General features: G+C 68.0%; 19 protein-coding genes. 9 read left to right on the top strand and 10 right to left on the bottom strand.

Annotated features, from left to right (window positions below; all coding sequences use genetic code 11):
• Positions 1 to 91 precede the first annotated feature (91 nt).
• Genes HX774_RS02940 through HX774_RS02930 form a run of 3 tightly spaced genes read right to left on the bottom strand, consistent with a single transcriptional unit; the run spans position 92 to position 2,206 of the window.
• Entirely contained in the window at positions 92 to 1,225 is a 1,134-nt protein-coding gene (locus HX774_RS02940) for an alpha/beta fold hydrolase (protein WP_255499948.1), read from the bottom strand.
• Positions 1,226 to 1,284: 59 nt separating this feature from the next.
• Entirely contained in the window at positions 1,285 to 1,902 is a 618-nt protein-coding gene (locus HX774_RS02935; protein WP_178824068.1) for a uracil-DNA glycosylase family protein, read from the bottom strand.
• A complete protein-coding gene (locus HX774_RS02930) occupies positions 1,886 to 2,206 on the bottom strand; it encodes a DUF3253 domain-containing protein (protein ID WP_114816190.1) in 321 nt (106 codons plus the stop codon). Before HX774_RS02930 ends, HX774_RS02935 begins: the two co-directional genes overlap by 17 nt.
• A 47-nt stretch (positions 2,207 to 2,253) precedes the next feature.
• Here HX774_RS02930 and HX774_RS02925 point away from each other — a divergent pair, with 47 nt between their 5' ends.
• Positions 2,254 to 2,691, top strand: a complete 438-nt coding sequence (locus HX774_RS02925) for a PaaI family thioesterase (RefSeq protein WP_178824066.1) — start codon at positions 2,254 to 2,256, stop codon at positions 2,689 to 2,691.
• A gap of 6 nt (positions 2,692 to 2,697) precedes the next feature.
• Here HX774_RS02925 and HX774_RS02920 read toward each other — a convergent pair whose 3' ends face one another.
• The 3 genes from HX774_RS02920 to HX774_RS02910 are packed head-to-tail and all read right to left on the bottom strand — an operon-like array spanning position 2,698 to position 4,939.
• Complete coding sequence (locus tag HX774_RS02920) at positions 2,698 to 2,973, bottom strand: hypothetical protein (RefSeq protein ID WP_114816188.1); 276 nt, start codon at positions 2,971 to 2,973, stop codon at positions 2,698 to 2,700.
• A gap of 40 nt (positions 2,974 to 3,013) precedes the next feature.
• Positions 3,014 to 3,631, bottom strand: coding sequence for a glutathione S-transferase family protein (locus HX774_RS02915; RefSeq protein WP_178824064.1), 618 nt, complete (start codon positions 3,629 to 3,631; stop codon positions 3,014 to 3,016).
• Between the two features lie 33 nt (positions 3,632 to 3,664).
• Positions 3,665 to 4,939: a NupC/NupG family nucleoside CNT transporter gene (locus HX774_RS02910; RefSeq protein ID WP_178824062.1), complete on the bottom strand. Its 1,275-nt coding sequence runs from the start codon at positions 4,937 to 4,939 to the stop codon at positions 3,665 to 3,667.
• A gap of 186 nt (positions 4,940 to 5,125) precedes the next feature.
• On the opposite strand from HX774_RS02910, the gene HX774_RS02905 reads away from it, so the two are divergent.
• Positions 5,126 to 6,046, top strand: coding sequence for a DUF4349 domain-containing protein (locus HX774_RS02905; RefSeq protein ID WP_178824060.1), 921 nt, complete (start codon positions 5,126 to 5,128; stop codon positions 6,044 to 6,046).
• A 50-nt stretch (positions 6,047 to 6,096) separates the two neighbouring features.
• On the opposite strand, the gene HX774_RS02900 is transcribed toward HX774_RS02905, so the two are convergent.
• Positions 6,097 to 6,975: a branched-chain amino acid aminotransferase gene (locus HX774_RS02900; protein WP_178824058.1), complete on the bottom strand. Its 879-nt coding sequence runs from the start codon at positions 6,973 to 6,975 to the stop codon at positions 6,097 to 6,099.
• Between the two features lie 88 nt (positions 6,976 to 7,063).
• Between HX774_RS02900 and HX774_RS02895 the strand changes: the two genes are divergently transcribed.
• The 3 genes from HX774_RS02895 (at position 7,064) to HX774_RS02885 (ending at position 9,719) form a co-directional block, all read left to right on the top strand.
• The gene (locus HX774_RS02895; protein WP_114816183.1) at positions 7,064 to 7,795 is read left to right on the top strand and encodes a response regulator; all 732 of its coding nucleotides are present in this window, start codon (positions 7,064 to 7,066) and stop codon (positions 7,793 to 7,795) included.
• 7 nt (positions 7,796 to 7,802) lie between these two features.
• Positions 7,803 to 9,146 (top strand): ATP-binding protein, encoded by a 1,344-nt coding sequence (locus HX774_RS02890; protein WP_178824056.1) that lies wholly within the window; start codon positions 7,803 to 7,805, stop codon positions 9,144 to 9,146.
• Between the two features lie 81 nt (positions 9,147 to 9,227).
• Positions 9,228 to 9,719 (top strand): hypothetical protein, encoded by a 492-nt coding sequence (locus tag HX774_RS02885; RefSeq protein WP_178824054.1) that lies wholly within the window; start codon positions 9,228 to 9,230, stop codon positions 9,717 to 9,719.
• A 3-nt stretch (positions 9,720 to 9,722) separates the two neighbouring features.
• Here the strand turns inward: HX774_RS02885 and HX774_RS02880 are convergent, their stop codons facing one another.
• The 3 genes from HX774_RS02880 to HX774_RS02870 form a co-directional block, all read right to left on the bottom strand.
• Positions 9,723 to 10,514 (bottom strand): pyrroline-5-carboxylate reductase, encoded by a 792-nt coding sequence (locus HX774_RS02880; RefSeq protein ID WP_178824052.1) that lies wholly within the window; start codon positions 10,512 to 10,514, stop codon positions 9,723 to 9,725.
• 19 nt (positions 10,515 to 10,533) lie between these two features.
• The gene (locus HX774_RS02875; protein WP_114816180.1) at positions 10,534 to 11,037 is read right to left on the bottom strand and encodes a YbjN domain-containing protein; all 504 of its coding nucleotides are present in this window, start codon (positions 11,035 to 11,037) and stop codon (positions 10,534 to 10,536) included.
• 76 nt (positions 11,038 to 11,113) lie between these two features.
• Positions 11,114 to 11,401 (bottom strand): accessory factor UbiK family protein, encoded by a 288-nt coding sequence (locus HX774_RS02870; RefSeq protein ID WP_178824050.1) that lies wholly within the window; start codon positions 11,399 to 11,401, stop codon positions 11,114 to 11,116.
• A gap of 173 nt (positions 11,402 to 11,574) precedes the next feature.
• On the opposite strand from HX774_RS02870, the gene lgt reads away from it, so the two are divergent.
• From lgt to HX774_RS02850, 4 genes are read left to right on the top strand one after another with little or no spacing between them, the layout of a single operon-like run.
• Positions 11,575 to 12,447 carry a prolipoprotein diacylglyceryl transferase gene (lgt, locus tag HX774_RS02865; protein ID WP_178824048.1) on the top strand — a complete coding sequence of 291 codons (873 nt, stop codon included), beginning with the start codon at positions 11,575 to 11,577 and terminating at the stop codon, positions 12,445 to 12,447.
• A gap of 6 nt (positions 12,448 to 12,453) precedes the next feature.
• A complete protein-coding gene (locus HX774_RS02860) occupies positions 12,454 to 13,527 on the top strand; it encodes a class I SAM-dependent methyltransferase (RefSeq protein ID WP_178824046.1) in 1,074 nt (357 codons plus the stop codon).
• Between the two features lie 32 nt (positions 13,528 to 13,559).
• A complete protein-coding gene (locus tag HX774_RS02855) occupies positions 13,560 to 13,805 on the top strand; it encodes a helix-hairpin-helix domain-containing protein (RefSeq protein WP_114816176.1) in 246 nt (81 codons plus the stop codon).
• Positions 13,802 to 14,572 (top strand): polyphenol oxidase family protein, encoded by a 771-nt coding sequence (locus HX774_RS02850; RefSeq protein WP_178824044.1) that lies wholly within the window; start codon positions 13,802 to 13,804, stop codon positions 14,570 to 14,572. The genes HX774_RS02855 and HX774_RS02850 overlap by 4 nt, the downstream gene beginning before the upstream one ends.
• Positions 14,573 to 14,702 lie beyond the last annotated feature (130 nt).

The raw sequence follows: 14,702 nt of genomic DNA, 5'->3' as shown, positions 1-14,702 counted from the left end.
CAGGCCTTTCCTGGGGTATTTTTTATTGCGCGAGGAGATACGCCGCGCCCGCCTAAACGGCAAGCATGACGGTTTCGCGTCAGGAAAAGACTCAGCGCGCCTTGGGATCAGCCCGCAGCGCCGGGAGCACCGGCCCGGCCCCCGACGGCAGGGGCGCTACAGCGTCGCGCAGCCAGGCCTCGACGTCGCGATAGACGACCTCGCCTTGCAGGTCGCGGTTCAGGATGTGCCAGCCGTTCGGATAATAGGCGGTGCGCAGGTTGGGCCGCTCGCCCGCCCGCTCCAGCGCCAGACGCATCGGTCCCTTGCGCACGATCTGGTCATGGGCGCCGTAGAGCAGCAGGGTCGGTTTCTCGATCGCGCCGAGACGCATCGAGGCCGCCTCCATCAGATCGACCAGGCCGTGCATGGAATCGAAGCGGGTGGAGAGGATGCTCTGCGGATCGCGCCCGTTGCGGATCAGCTCCAGCGTATTGTCCGAGGCGCGGATGTTGCGGACGGCGAAGGCGGGGGGCTCGACCGCCCTGTCGCCCATCAGACGGGCGGCGGCCCAGAGACCTGCGCGGTTGAACGGGCTCTGGCTGGACCAGCCCCAGACGCCGGGGGCCAGCAGGATCACCCGGTCGGCGTCGGGCGGGGCCGCGCCCCCGAAGGCGGCGATGGTCGAGGACCCGCCCATGCTCTCGCCCGCCACAACGATCATAGCATTGGGGCGCTCGGCGCGGACCAGGGCGACGATGGTGCGCAGGTCGGCGCTGGTCAGGCTTTCGGGGGCAAACTCGCCGCGATGGGGCGACAGGCCAAAGCCGCGCTGGTCATAGGCCCAGGTCTCGATGCCGCGCGTCGCCCACCACGGCCCGGCCAGGCGGAAGGAGGCGTAGTGGTCGTTGAAGCCATGCAGGGCGACGATGACGGCCCAGGGCTGCTGGCCGCTCTCGGGGCTCCAGCGCAGATAGGGCAGCCGGGCTCCGTCCTGCACGACGAAGGCGCCGCGGCCGAGGGTTCCGGCCTCGATGCGCGGGCCGTTGAAACCGTTGGGCGGGGTCTGGGGCGTCTGAAGATGGGGCGTGGCGCAGGCGGACAGGGCGAGAGAGAGAAATAGGGCGGCGATCAGTCGTCCTTCTCCCCTCGCGGGAGAAGGCGGCGCGCGCAGCGAGACGGATGAGGGGGCGGCCAGCCGCATCCACACCGTCAGCCGCTTTACGAGCAGATAAAGCCCCCTCATCCGAGCGCCTCCGGCGCCCACCTTCTCCCACGAGGGGAGAAGGGCCATAAAGCGTCGCATCACGCCAATATCTCCGCTGTCCTCTGGCGAAGGTAGGGCAGAACCTCGGCCTCGAACCACGGGTTTTTGCGCAGCCAGGCGGTATTGCGCCAGGACGGGTGCGGCAGGGGCAGGATGGCGGGGGCGTAGTCGCGCCAGGCACGGACGGTCTCGGTCATGTTGGACTTGGCCCGGTCGCCTAGCGCCCAAGTCTGGGCGTAGCCGCCAACCAGCAGGGTGAGCTCGACGTTCGGCAGTTCGGCCAGCAGCCGGGGCCGCCACAGCTCGGCGCAGCGACGCGGCGGCGGGTAGTCGCCGCCCTTAGGGTTCGTGCCGGGAAAACAGAAGGCCTGGGCGGCGACGCCGAGACGCGGATCGCCGTAGAAGGTCGCCTCATCGACGCCCATCCAGTCGCGCAGACGGACGCCGGACGGATCGGTGAAGGGCAGACCGCTTTCATGCACCCGCCGCCCCGGCGCCTGACCGCAGATCAACAGGCGCGTTTCGGGCGCGACCATGACCACCGGGCGCGGCGTGTGGGGCAGATGACCCAGGCAGGCCCGGCAGGCGCGGATGTCGGCCAAGACGTCGGCCAGGCCGTTCTCCGGGCCGGTGTCCGGTTCAGTCGAAATCGTCATCCGATTTTTCGACCGGCGGCAGGGCCGCCAAGGCTGCAGCCGTCTCGGCCTCGGTCGGCAGGCGCAGACGAATCACGCCCTTGAAGGCGTTGGGGTCGACCGCCTTGCCCTTCTTGGTGATGGTCAGCTTGCCCTGACGCATCAGGCCCAGGGCCGTGGCGCGCACCTTGGGCAGCATCCGCTGCCACTGCTCGGGCTGCAGCTCTTTGGCCACGTCCGAGGGTTCAATGCTCTTGCCGCCGACGTTCTTGGGGTCGGCCTTGGCCAGTTTTTCAAAAATGGCCGCTTCGATTGGATCGCTCATTGCGCCTATATGCTGCACTGCAGGACCGGAAAGAAGGCGAAACCGACATGGTTGAGAAAATCACAGTCACCGAAGGCGAGTTCGCCGGCTGGACGACCTATGAAATCTCCAACACCACCTTCGACTCCACCGTCGGCCCCTTCTATCGCAAGCCAGACCCCGACGGGTCGATGCGCTGCGCCTTCCGGGCCGAACAGAAGCACATGAATTTCGGCGGCCGGATGCACGGCGGCTGCCTGATGACCTTCGCCGACATCGCCATGTTCCAGATCGCCTATCAGGAGATGGAGGGCGCATCCGGCGTGACGGTGCAGCTGGATTCCACCTTCATCGACGGCGCCTATGTCGGCGAACTGATCGAAGCGACCGGCCAGGTGACGAAGGCCGGCAAGAGCCTGATCTTCGTGCGCGGCCAGATCAACACGGGCGAGCGGCTGCTGATGACCTTCTCGGGCGTGATTCGGAAGTTCACGCCGCGCGACTGAGGCCGCCTACTTCGCAGGCGCTGCGTAAACCACGCGGCATTCGCCGTCGACGGTGGTGTAGCGACCGTTGGCGGCGTCCACGAAGGCGATGCGGCCGCCGTCGTTGTATTCGACCTTGCCGGTCGAGCGGCCCTTGAAGGTCTCGACGCCATAGGTCCAGCAGGTGATGTCCGCCGGGCGGTCGCTGAAGGTCGCGTCATTGCGCGCGCGTCGGCTTTCGGTGCAGGCGGCGGCGGAGACGGCGAGACCCAGGGCGAGGGTGATCGTGAAAGCTCTGTTCATGCCGCCCAGCTTGGCATGACGAACAGCGTCCGAAAAGCGCTTAGACGCCCGCCTTGGCCGCCGGGCGCGCGCGGCAGTCCTCCATCCAGCGGGCCAGATGGGTGAACTCTTCCGGCGGGCGGTATTTGACCAGACGGGCGAAGTCCAAACCGACCGCCGCGACGATGTCGGCTATGGTGAAGCGGTCGGCGGCGATGAAGGCGTGCTCGGCCAGTTGGCGGTCCAGCAGACGCATGAACTTCTCGGCGCCGACGCGGCTGTATTCCGCCACCTGCGGCTGAGGGGCTTCCAGAGCGGCCAGGGCCGGGTGGCTGAAGCGGACGTTCAGCATCATCGGATTGGCCAGGTAGATTTCGCAGCGGCGGGTCCACATCTCGATCAGCGCCTGTTCCCTGGCGTCATGACCGAACAGGTTGGGCTCTGGATACAGGGCCTCCAGATAGCGGCAGATGGCGATGGATTCCGAGATGCAGGTCCCGTCGTCCAGTTCCAGCGCCGGGACGTGGGGCACGCCGACCTTGGCGCGGTAGTCCGCCGTGCGGTGCTGACCGGACAGCAGGTCGATCTCGACGAACTCAACGTTGTCGACGCCCTTCTCGGCCATGACCCAGCGGACCCGGCGCGGGTTGGGCGCGCGATGCGAGGTGTAGAGCTTCATCCGACGATACCCCCTCAGTTTCTGGAAAACGCTTTACTGGCCGAACACCGAGGCCGGCATGGCCCCGACGATGCAGGCGGTCATCAGGGTGGCCAGGAAGCCGGCGAACAGGGCCTTCCAAACCAGACCCAGAACCTCTTCGCGGCGCTCGGGCATCAGCACCGACAGGCCGGTGACGGTGATGCCGACCGAGCCGATGTTGGCGAAGCCGCACAGGGCGTAGGTCATCAACATCCGCGTGCGCTCGCTCATGTCGCCGGCGGGCACCTCGCCCAGTTTGATGAAGGCGACAAACTCGGTCAGCGTCAGCTTGACGCCCAGCAGCCAGCCCGCGGTATGGGCGTCGGCCCATTCCACCCCGATCAGCCAGGCGACCGGCGAGAAGACCACGCCCAGGATGCGCTCGACGCTCAGTTGCTCGCCGCCGATCCAGAAGGCGCCCAGCATGACGTTGGCCAGAGCCACCAGGGCCACGAAGACGATCAGCACCGCCGAGATGTTCAGCACCACCATCAGGCCGTCCGAGGTGCCCTTGACGATGGCGTCCACGGCCCCGTCGTATTTCAGGGCCGAGTTGTAGTCGGCGACCGCCCCGCCCTGCCCCGGCTTCTCGGGGATGATGATGCGGGCCAGAAGGATGCCCGCCGGGGCAGAGACGATGGAGGCGACCAGGACGTGGCCCGCCGCATTGGTCAGGACGGGGCCGAGGATGGTGGCGTAGGCCACCATGGTCGAGCCGGCGACGGTGGCCAGACCGACCACCATCATCAGGAAGACTTCCGACCGGGTCAGCTTGTCCAGATAGGCGCGGATGACGATGGGACTTTCGATCATGCCCAGGAAAACGTTGGCCGCGACCGCCAGGGCCGAGGCGCCGCCCAGCCCCATGGTCTTCTGGAACAGGAAGCCGAAGCCCAGGGTGATCCACTTCAGGATCTTCCAGTGCCACAGCAGGGCCGACAGGGCCGAGATCACCAGGATCAGCGGCAGAACCTTGAAGGCGAAGGTGAACAGGGCGCCCTCGTTGGCGACGGCATAGGGCTGAGCCCCGCCCGCCAGATAGCCGAAGACGAACTTGGTCCCCTCTTCGGTCGCCAGTTCCAGCCCCTTCACCGCATTGTTGATGCCGTCCAGCACCACCTGGGAACCCGGAATGGCGAAGGTCGCCAGCACCAGGGCCGCCTGAACCGCCACAGCGCCGATCGCCAACCGCCAGGGGAAGACCTTGCGGTTCTCGGACACCGCCCAGCAGAGGGCGATGATGACGACCAGGCCGAACAGGCTCTGGAGGTTCAGGAGGGTGAACATGGGAAAGGCGGCTCCGGGAGCGACCGACGGCCGAGAGCCGCCTTTAAAATCTGCTTGAACGCTACCGCGCGGCTTCTGGTCAAGTGCGCATGCGGCGTCCTGCCGCGCCGAAGCCTCGCTGCAGTCTAAACTTCGCCGTTATGCAGGCGGCCAATCACCGTTACGTCATCAATGGGGAGAGGTCGGATGCGCAAGGAACTGATCTGGGCGGCGGCGGCGAGCGCCCTGCTCGCGGGGTGTCAGGACGGGTCGCGCCAGTACGCCGACGCGTCGGTGGACGTGGCCCTGATGGAGGCGGCGCCGCCAGCCGATGCGGCGGCTTCAGCGCCGACGGCCGCAGCCAGCGCTGCGCCGGTTGTCGCGCCCAGCATCGCCTACGCCTATCGCTTCGGGCTCGAGCTTCCGGCCGAAGCGGCGACGCGCCTCATGGCGAAACACGAACAGGCCTGCACAGCCGCCGGCCTGTCGGCCTGTCAGGTGATCGGTTCGAACTCCAGCCGCGTCGGTCGCGATTCCGTCGAGGCCCGTCTGGAGATGCGCGCCACGCCCGCCTACGTCGCCCGTTTCCGCGCCGCGCTGGACGGCGAGGCCAAGGGGGTCGGCGGCCGGGTGGCCGAACAGGCCGTCGAGAGCGAGGACCTGACCCGACAACTGGTCGACACAGAGGCGCGGATGCGGGCGATGGAGACCCTGCGAGACCGGCTGCAGCAGCTTCTGGCCACCCGCAGCGGCCCGCTGGAGCAACTGCTGCAGGTCGAACGTGAACTGGCGCGGGTGCAGGGCGAACTGGACGCGACGCGTTCGGCCCTGGCGGTCATGCGGACGCGGGTGCAGACCTCGAAGCTGGACGTGACCTATCGCGCGGCGGGGCAACTGGCGCCCGACAGCGCCCTGAGGCCTGTCACCGACGCCCTGGGCCAGGTGGCCTATCTGTTCATGTCGACGTTGGGCGCGCTGATCATGCTGCTGGCCGGGGCCCTGCCGCTGTTGCTGGTGTTCGCGCCCCTGGCGTGGCTGGGGTGGCGCTGGCGTCAGAAACGCGCCGCGCAGCGCCGAGCCGCCGAGGCGGCGCGCAAGAAAAAGGCGGAGGGTGAGCCCTCCGCCTGATCACTTCGTTCTTCTTTCCTCCCCATGGAATGGGGAGGAAATCCCTTCGCTTACAGCTGGCCGCGGACCAGCTTGCCGTAGTCGTCCATCAGGGTCAGCGACAGGTCGCCGGGCGTGAAGCGGTAGTCGCCGATCTCGCTGACCGGCGTGACCTCGGCGGCCGAGCCGGTGAGGAAGCATTCTGAGAAGTTGGACAGTTCTTCCGGCAGGATGTCGCGGACCACGACCTCGATGCCCTTGGCCTGGGCCATCTCGATGATGGTTTGGCGGGTGATGCCGTCCAGGATGTGATCGACGCGCGGCGTGTGCAGAACGCCGTTCTGGACGAAGAAGACGTTGGCGCCGGTGGCCTCGGCGACATAGCCGCGCCAGTCCAGCATCATGGCGTCGGCGAAGCCGCGCTTTTCAGCCGCCGTCTTGGACATGGTGCAGATCATGTAGAGGCCGCCGGCCTTGGCCGTCGAGGGAGCGGTGGCCGGGTCGGGGCGGCGCCACTTGGCCCACTCCAGACGGATGCCCTTCTTCTTGACCTCGGGGTCGAAATAGCTGGGCCATTCCCAGGCGGCGATGGCCAGGTGGACCTTGCTGTTCAGCGAGGAAACGCTGAGCTGTTCGGCGCCCAGATAGGCCACCGGGCGGATGTAGCACTCGGTCAGGCCGTTCTTTTCGCAGGTTTCCTTGCAGGCCGCGTCGATCTCGGCCACGCTGTAGGGAATGTCGAAGTCCAGCAGCTCGGCCGAGCGTTTCAGCCTTTGGCTGTGCGCCGTCAGCTTGAAGATTTCGCCGCCGTACATACGCTCACCCTCGAACACCGACGAGCCGTAGTGAAGGCCATGGGTCAGAACGTGCGTTTTCGCGTCCCGCCAGGGCACGAATGCGCCGTCAAACCAGATCCAGCCGTCACGATCGTCGAAAGGAACGAAGGCCATTGAATAACGTCTCCCGGGGATGTGATCCGGTTACACTCTTCTCTCCCGCCGCCGTCAACGCCTTGCGTTCGGCAGGATCGCCCAAAGCATGACTGACACCCGTTCTTCCAGCCGTTCCGGCCCCGTCGCAGCACCCGGCACGGGTCGCCATCTGCTCGTGGTCGATGACGACGACAGAATCCGCGAACTGCTGAAAGAGTTCCTGGCGCGCGAGGGCTATCGCGTCACCGGCGCCGCCCACGCGGGCGCGGCGCGACGGCTGGTGGAACTGATCGAGTTCGACCTGATCGTGCTGGACGTGATGATGCCGGGCGAGAGCGGGTTCGACCTGACCACCTGGATCCGCAGCCAGGCGGCCCTGTCCAAGACCCCGGTCCTGCTGCTGACCGCCAAGGGCGACCCCAACGACCGGATCGAGGGCCTGTCGCGCGGGGCCGACGACTATATGTCCAAGCCCTTCGATCCGCGCGAGCTGGCGCTGCGGATCGAGGCTATCCTGCGCCGCACCGGCGGCAAGCCGCTGACGCCGCGCGAAATCCACATGGGACCGGCGGTGTTCGACATGGAGCGGCTGGAGCTGACCCGCGACGGCGTGCTGCAACGCCTGACCGAGGCCGAGGCGCAACTGTTGAAGACCCTGGCCATCCACGCCCACTCGCCGGTCGAGCGCATGAACCTGTCGCCCGACACCGCCGATATCACCGGGCGCGCGGTGGACGTCCAGGTGACGCGCCTGCGCCGCAAGCTGGAGGCCGACCCCAAGAACCCGCGCTATCTGCAAACCGTACGCGGCGTCGGCTATATGCTGGCCCCGGATTGATCCGCCGATGAGGCTGCTGCCCTTCAACGTCTGGGCGCGGATGATCAAGCGCCGCCTGCCCTCCTCGCTGTGGGGGCGGTCGCTGCTGATCATCGTCCTGCCGGTCCTGATCATGCAGGGGGCCGTGACCTGGGCCTTCTTCGACGCCCACTGGCAGGCCGTGACCGCGCGCCTGTCCGAGGGCCTGGCCGGGGACGTGGCCTGGGCCGCCGAGAGCTATCGCGACCAGCCGACGCCGCAGAACCTGACCGTCATCGCCGACCGGGCCGAACGGTCGATGCAGCTGTCCATCGCGTTTCAGGAAGGCGCCGTCCTGCCCAAGGAACAGCGGCGCGGGGCTTTGGGCGTCGTCGACCGGACCCTGGAGAAGGCTCTGGCCTCCCGGCTGGATCAGCCCTTCTGGTACGACACCACCCGCTATCCCGCCTATGTCGACATCCGGGTGCAGGAACCAGGCGGGGTGCTGCGCGTCATCGCCCCGCGCGAACGGGCCGTGGCGACCCAGGCCCACATCTTCGTCCTGTGGCTGACGGTGGCAACGGTGCTGCTGCTGGGGGTGGCGGTGCTGTTCATCCGCAATCAGGTGCGGGCCATCGAGCGTCTGGCCGACGCCGCCGAGGCCTTTGGCCGGGGCGAGACCGTGCCGCGCTTCAAGCCCCACGGCGCGCGCGAGGTGCGGGCCGCCGCCAGCGCCTTCCTGGATATGCGCGCCCGCATCCAGCGCCATATCGAGCAGCGCACGGCCCTGCTGGCCTCGGTCAGCCACGACCTGCGCACGCCCCTGACTCGTCTGCGACTCGAACTGGCCTTGGCCCCGCCCTTCAAGCGGGCCGAGGCGATGAAGGGCGATCTGGACGAGATGGAGCACATGATCGACGAATACTTGGCCTTTGCGCGCGGCGAGGCCGGTGAAGCGATCCAGGCCGTCTCTGTGCCCGAGATGCTGCGCCGCGCCGCCGAGGACGCCCGCCGCGCCGGCGCCGAGGTCACGGTCGAGACGCCCGATGAACTGGACACCCAGTTGCGCCCCCTCGCCTTCCGCCGCGCCCTGAACAATCTGGCGGGCAACGCCGCCGTCCACGGCGAGCATGTGCGCCTGTCGGCCCGCCCCCTGCCCTCCGGCGGGCTGGAGATCGCCGTCGAGGACGACGGGCCGGGCATTCCCGAGGACATGCACGAAGAAGCCTTCCGGCCCTTTTCCCGGCTGGACGCCTCGCGCAATCAGAACAGCAAGGGCGTGGGTCTGGGCCTGGCCATCGCCCGCGACGTGGCGCGCGGTCACGGCGGCGACATCACCCTGAGCCGCAGCGACCTGGGCGGCCTGAAGGCCTCGATCCGCCTGCCGGGATAAATCGTCGCGGCCTCTAGCGTGACTGTAAAATCAGGCCCATCTTGCCACTGTTCCAGGGGGGCCTGGATCAGGAGACCTATCATGCGTCGTTTCGCATTCCTTGCACCGCTCACCGCCGCTATGGCCCTGGCCGGCGCTGTGGCCGCTCAACCGTCAGCCGTCGTCGTCACGGTCAGCCCCGACTTCGCCAAGACCGCTGCTGAACTGGGCGAGCGTGAGGTCCAGCAGCAGGCCGATGACCTGGCCCGCACCGTCGAACGCGTCCTGAACGAGCAACAGGCTCTGGACGGCGCCCGGATCGAGCTGGTCATCACCGACTTGAAGCCCAACCGCCCGACCATACAGCAGGCCACCGACAAGCCTGGGCTCGACATGATGCGCAGCATCTCGATCGGCGGCGCCGCTATCGAGGGCACGATCACGACCGCTTCGGGCGAGGTTCAGCCGGTGAAGTATGAACGCTATTCCAACAACCTGGCCGACGTGCGCGGCTACAGCACCTGGCAGGACGCTGGCACTGCGTTCAACCGGCTGGCGCGCAACCTGGCTGAAGGGCGCTACGTCGTCCGCTAAGGATCAGCCGCTAAGCTCGGTCGACTTGGCCACAGCCGCCTGAACGGCGCTCTCGACCGCCCGGTCGAGGGCGCCGTCTGCGTTCAGGGCCACAAGACCGGCCTGGGTCACGCCGCCGGGCGAGGCCACGCGGTCGATCAGGGCGTCCAGCGCCTCGGTTCCCTCCATGCCCGCCGCGGCGGAACGCAGGGTGGCGCGCGCCAGCCGCACGGCGGCGTCGGGCGACAGGCCCTCCTCGACCCCGGCCTGGGCCAGGGCGCGGGTGAAGGCGAAGAAGTAGGCGGGGCCACAGCCGGACACGGCGGTCGCAGCGTGCATGGCGGCTTCGTCGTCCAAATGGACGGTCTCGGAGATGGGGGCGAACAGGGCCTCGCCCACGGCGCGGGCGGCGGCGTCGGCGGCCCAGATGGTCGCCACGCCCTGAGCCTGGGCCACGCCGGTCGTCGGCATGATGCGGACGACGGAACGACCGTCGAAGCCATCGGCAATCGTCTGCCCCCTCACCCCGGCCATGACCGAGACGATCACGGCGTCGGGAGCAAGATGAGGCAGGACCGGGCGCGAGGCCTCGAACCACTTGGCTGGCTTGACGCCGATGACGAAGGCGCGGGCGTCCTTCAGGGTTTCCAGCGGCGGATTGATCCGCGCGCCCAGGGCCCGTGCCGTCTCGGCGGCGGGCTTTTCGGACGGGGTCAGGATGATGAGGTCGGCGGGATCGACGGCGCCGGTCTTCAGCCAGCCTTCGAGGATGGCCGAGCCCAGCCGCCCTACGCCTTGCAGGACAACAGGCCCCATCTTCCCGCCTTTGACCATGTCAGGCGGTGCCGACGGTTTCGAACAGGCAGGCGTCGATCGCCTCCTGCGGCTTCTTGGACCCGCGCACCATGAAGTCGAAGGCGGGGTAGTAGCGGTCGGCGGCCTCGATGGCGGCGTCGATCATGGAGGCGGCCTGGGCCAGGGTCGGACGTTCGCTGTGCGGCAGGGCCAGCGAATGACGGAAGACGATCTCGCCCTCGTCCGGCCAGACCTCGAAATGCCCCAGCCAGGTGCGCTGATTGATCATCGCCACCAGTTCATATGCGGCTGCGCGGCGCGTCTTCATGACCCGCAGATCCAGGGCGCAGCACAGCTGAAGGCAGTCGCCCTCGGGACGCCAGGCGAACCACAGCTCATAGTCCTTCCAGTCGCCGGCCAGCGCGAAGGCGAGGTCGCCGTCGTCCGTGCGGTCGAACGGCAGGTTCTCCGCGTTGAGGACATGCTCCACGACATCCAGGGGGTCGTAGGGAACGTCGACCTCTTCGGGTCGGGCTGCATCCATCAGGGATTCACATTCTTACTCAGGGGTCGCGACTCACGACCTGCAAACGAACGGTAAACGTGTTCGGAGATTCGGCTCAACCGGCTGTATGGGCGTCAGGCGCCGCAGCTGTGGACGTTCCGCTCGACGCTTTTTTCGCGGGCGATTTCTGAGCCTTAAGCTCAGCGATCTCGGCGCGCAGGGCGGCGATCTCGTCTTTCAGCACGTCGAACTCGTCGCGGCGGACCAGATCCATCTCGGCGACGAAGCGGTCGGTCTGGGCGCGCCAGGCGGCCTTGGCCTCGTCGCCCGCGGCCTGGGCCAGGCCCATCGCGCCGGTGGTCAGCTTGGCGAACTCGTCGAGGATCGGATTGCGCGTCTGCATGATGAAATCTCGCGTCTCTGCCGCACCAGTATATGGTTAATGGCGTCTTAAATTGGGTGAACGAAACCTTTCCGTCCGAACCGGCTATAAACTGCTTCGCTGGAAAAGCGCGCGACGAATGCAGTCTCACTTGCTAGAGATTTTCGGTCCCAAACGGCGCTGACGGAGGCCCTGTGCCCTTCCCCGAATTCGACCCTGTTCTGATCCATCTCGGCCCCTTGCCCATCCGCTGGTACGCCCTGGCCTATGTCGCCGGGATCGTGCTGGGCTGGTGGTACGCCTCGCGCCTGGCCAAGACGGAGCGGCTGTGGTCGCCCGGCAAGCCGCCGGTGACGGGACCGCAGCTGGACGACCTGGTGCTGTGGATCACGCTCGGCGTCATCCTGGGCGGGCGTTTCGGCTACGCTCTCTTCTACAAGCCGGCGATGTTCGCTCAGTTGTTCACGGGCGACAGCTGGGGCGAGCGGCTGGAGCTGCTGCAGCTATGGACCGGCGGCATGAGCTTCCACGGCGGTTTCCTGGGCGTCGTCGTCGCCATCGCCCTCTACGCCAACCGCCAGAAGATCAATCCGCTGAGCCTCGGCGACCTGATCGCCCCGGTCGCACCCATCGGCCTGCTGTTCGGGCGCATCGCCAACTTCATCAACGGCGAGCTGTGGGGCCGCGAGACGACGGCGCCCTGGGCCATCCGCTTCTGCAACGCCCGCATTGAACAGATGTACGGCTTCTGCCCCGCCGGCAATGAACCGCGCCACCCCAGCCAACTGTATGAAGCCGGGCTTGAGGGCCTGTTGCTGCTGATCATCCTGTCGCTGGCCATCTGGAAGTGGAAGATGCTGAAGCGTCCGGGCTTCGTCACCGGCCTGTTCCTACTGGGCTACGGCGTCTGCCGCGCCGCGCTGGAGAACGTGCGTCAGCCGGACGCCGGCCTGGAGCACCTGCCGCTGGGCCTGACCATGGGCATGATCCTGTCGATCCCGATGATGCTGGTCGGCGCCTGGCTGATCTGGCGGGCGCTGAAGAAGCCGGTCGTGGCGGAGGCGTAAGGCATCATGGCGGAGACGCTCAAGGACCGGCTGGTCCGCGAGATCGTGCTGACTGGGCCGATGACGGTGGCGGACTATGTCACCCGCTGCCTTCACGACCCAAAGGGCGGCTATTACTCGACCCGGCCCGCGCTGGGCGAAGGGGGCGACTTCATCACCGCGCCCCTGGTCAGCCAGATGTTCGGCGAACTGATCGGTCTGTGGGCCATCGAGGTCTGGAGCCGTCTGGGCGCGCCGGAGCGGGTGCGGCTGGTCGAGGTCGGGCCGGGCGACGGGACCTTGATGTCCGACGTGCTGCGGGCGGCGCGGCTGGTCCCCGGATTCCTTGAGGCCGTGGACCTGATCCTGATCGAGCCCAGCGCGCCGCTGCGGGCCGAACAGGCGCGGCGGCTGGCCGACGCCGACGTTCACCCGCGCTGGCTCAGCGCCCTGCACCAGATCGAGACCGACGCCCCCGTCATCCTGATCGGCAACGAGGTGCTGGACTGCATGCCCGCGCGCCAGTTCATGAAGACCGAGGGCGGCTGGGCCGAGCGGCGCGTCGGCGTCACCGACGACAACGAACTGACCTTCGGCCTGGTCGCCATCTCCGGCGGCTTCGAGCGCCCCGAGTACGAGGTCGAGCCGGGCCAGGTGGTCGAGATTTCGGAACAGCAGGCGGCCTTTGCGCGCGACCTGGCCGCGCTGGTCAAGGCGGCCTCGGGCGCTGCCCTGCTGATAGACTATGGCCGCGCCAAGCCGGGCGCAGGCGACACCTTGCAGGGTCTGCGACGGCACCAGAAGGTCGATCCGCTGTCGACGCCGGGAGAGGCCGACCTGACGCAGTGGGCTGATTATCCGCTGGTGCTGGAGGCCGCCGTGCGCAGCGGCGCCGACGTTACCGGCTGCGTCAGCCAGGGCGCCTTCCTCAAGGCCCTGGGGATCGAAGCCCGCGCCCAGAAGTTGATGCAGGCCCGCCCCGACGCCGCCCCGGCTATCCAGCGCCAGTTGGACCGCCTGACCGCGCCGGACCAGATGGGCGAACTGTTCAAGGCGGCGGCGATCTTCTCGCCCCGTTCGCTGGCCCTGCCGGGTTTCTGAGGACTGCGGCCTGTGTCCGCAGGGAGTGTACGATGCGTTTTTCCGAGCAGGAACGGGCCATTCTTCTGTCCGTAAAGGGCGTGGGGCCCAAGGTGGTCGAGCGGCTGGAGGAACAGGGCCTGGGCGGCTTTGAACGCCTGGCCCAGGCCGATCCCGCCGTCGTCTGCGCCGGCGCCGCCGCCAGCGTCGGCTCGACCTGCTGGAAGAACAGCCCCCAGGCGCGCAAGGCCGTGGAAGCCGCCGTCGCCGCCGCCCGTTCGTCGCTGGAGGCCGCATGAGCCTGAACCCCATCACCCACCCCCTGCTCGACAAGGCCGGGGTGCGCCACGGCTTCTTCACACGTGAGGGCGGCGTTTCTGAAGGCATCTACTCCGGGCTGAACGCCGGCGTCGGGTCCAAGGACGATCCGGCACTGGTGGCCGAGAACCGCCGCCGCGTCGCCGAATGGATGGGCGGGGGACTGGACGACCTGTGCGGCTGCTATCAGATCCACTCCGCCGTGGCCCGCGTGGCCGAGAGCGGCTGGGCTGGCGAGCGGCCGGAGGGCGACGCCGTCGTCAGCGCCGTGCGCGGCCCCATCGCCTCCGTCCTGACCGCAGACTGCGCGCCGGTCCTGTTCGCCGACGCCGAGGCTGGGGTGGTCGGCGCGGCCCACGCGGGCTGGAAGGGGGCGCTGGGCGGGATCATCCACTCGACGGTGGCGGCCATGGAGGCCCTGGGCGCGCGGCCCGAGCGCATGGTCGCCGTGGTCGGCCCTTGCATCGCCCAGGCCAGCTATGAGGTCGGCGCCGACTATCAGGCGCGGTTCGCCCACCACGACCCCGGCAGCGAACGTTTCTTCGCCCCCGGCGCCGCCGAGGACAAACGCCTGTTCGACCTGCCCGGCTTTGTCCTGTGGCGGCTGGAGCAGGCTGGCGTCGGCGACGCTGCCTGGACCGGCGACGACACTCGCGCGGACACGGTGCGGTTCTACTCGAACCGGCGGGCGTTTCTGACGAGAGAGCCGGATTTCGGGCGGTTGGTGAGCGCGATCGCCCTCACCTGATCATTCCTCCCCATGAAATGGGGAGGGGGACCGCGTAGCGGTGGAGGGGGCGACACAGAGGGCTGACGTCGAGACGCCCCCTCCGTCACGTCGCTAACGCGCCGCGCCACCTCCCCATGAAATGGGGAGG

This window comes from Brevundimonas sp. P7753 (assembly GCF_013386595.1).
GTDB classification, from domain to species: Bacteria; Pseudomonadota; Alphaproteobacteria; order Caulobacterales; family Caulobacteraceae; genus Brevundimonas; species Brevundimonas bullata.
Note: the sequence above shows the minus strand (reverse complement) of the source record. Positions and strands in the feature narration are given on the sequence as shown.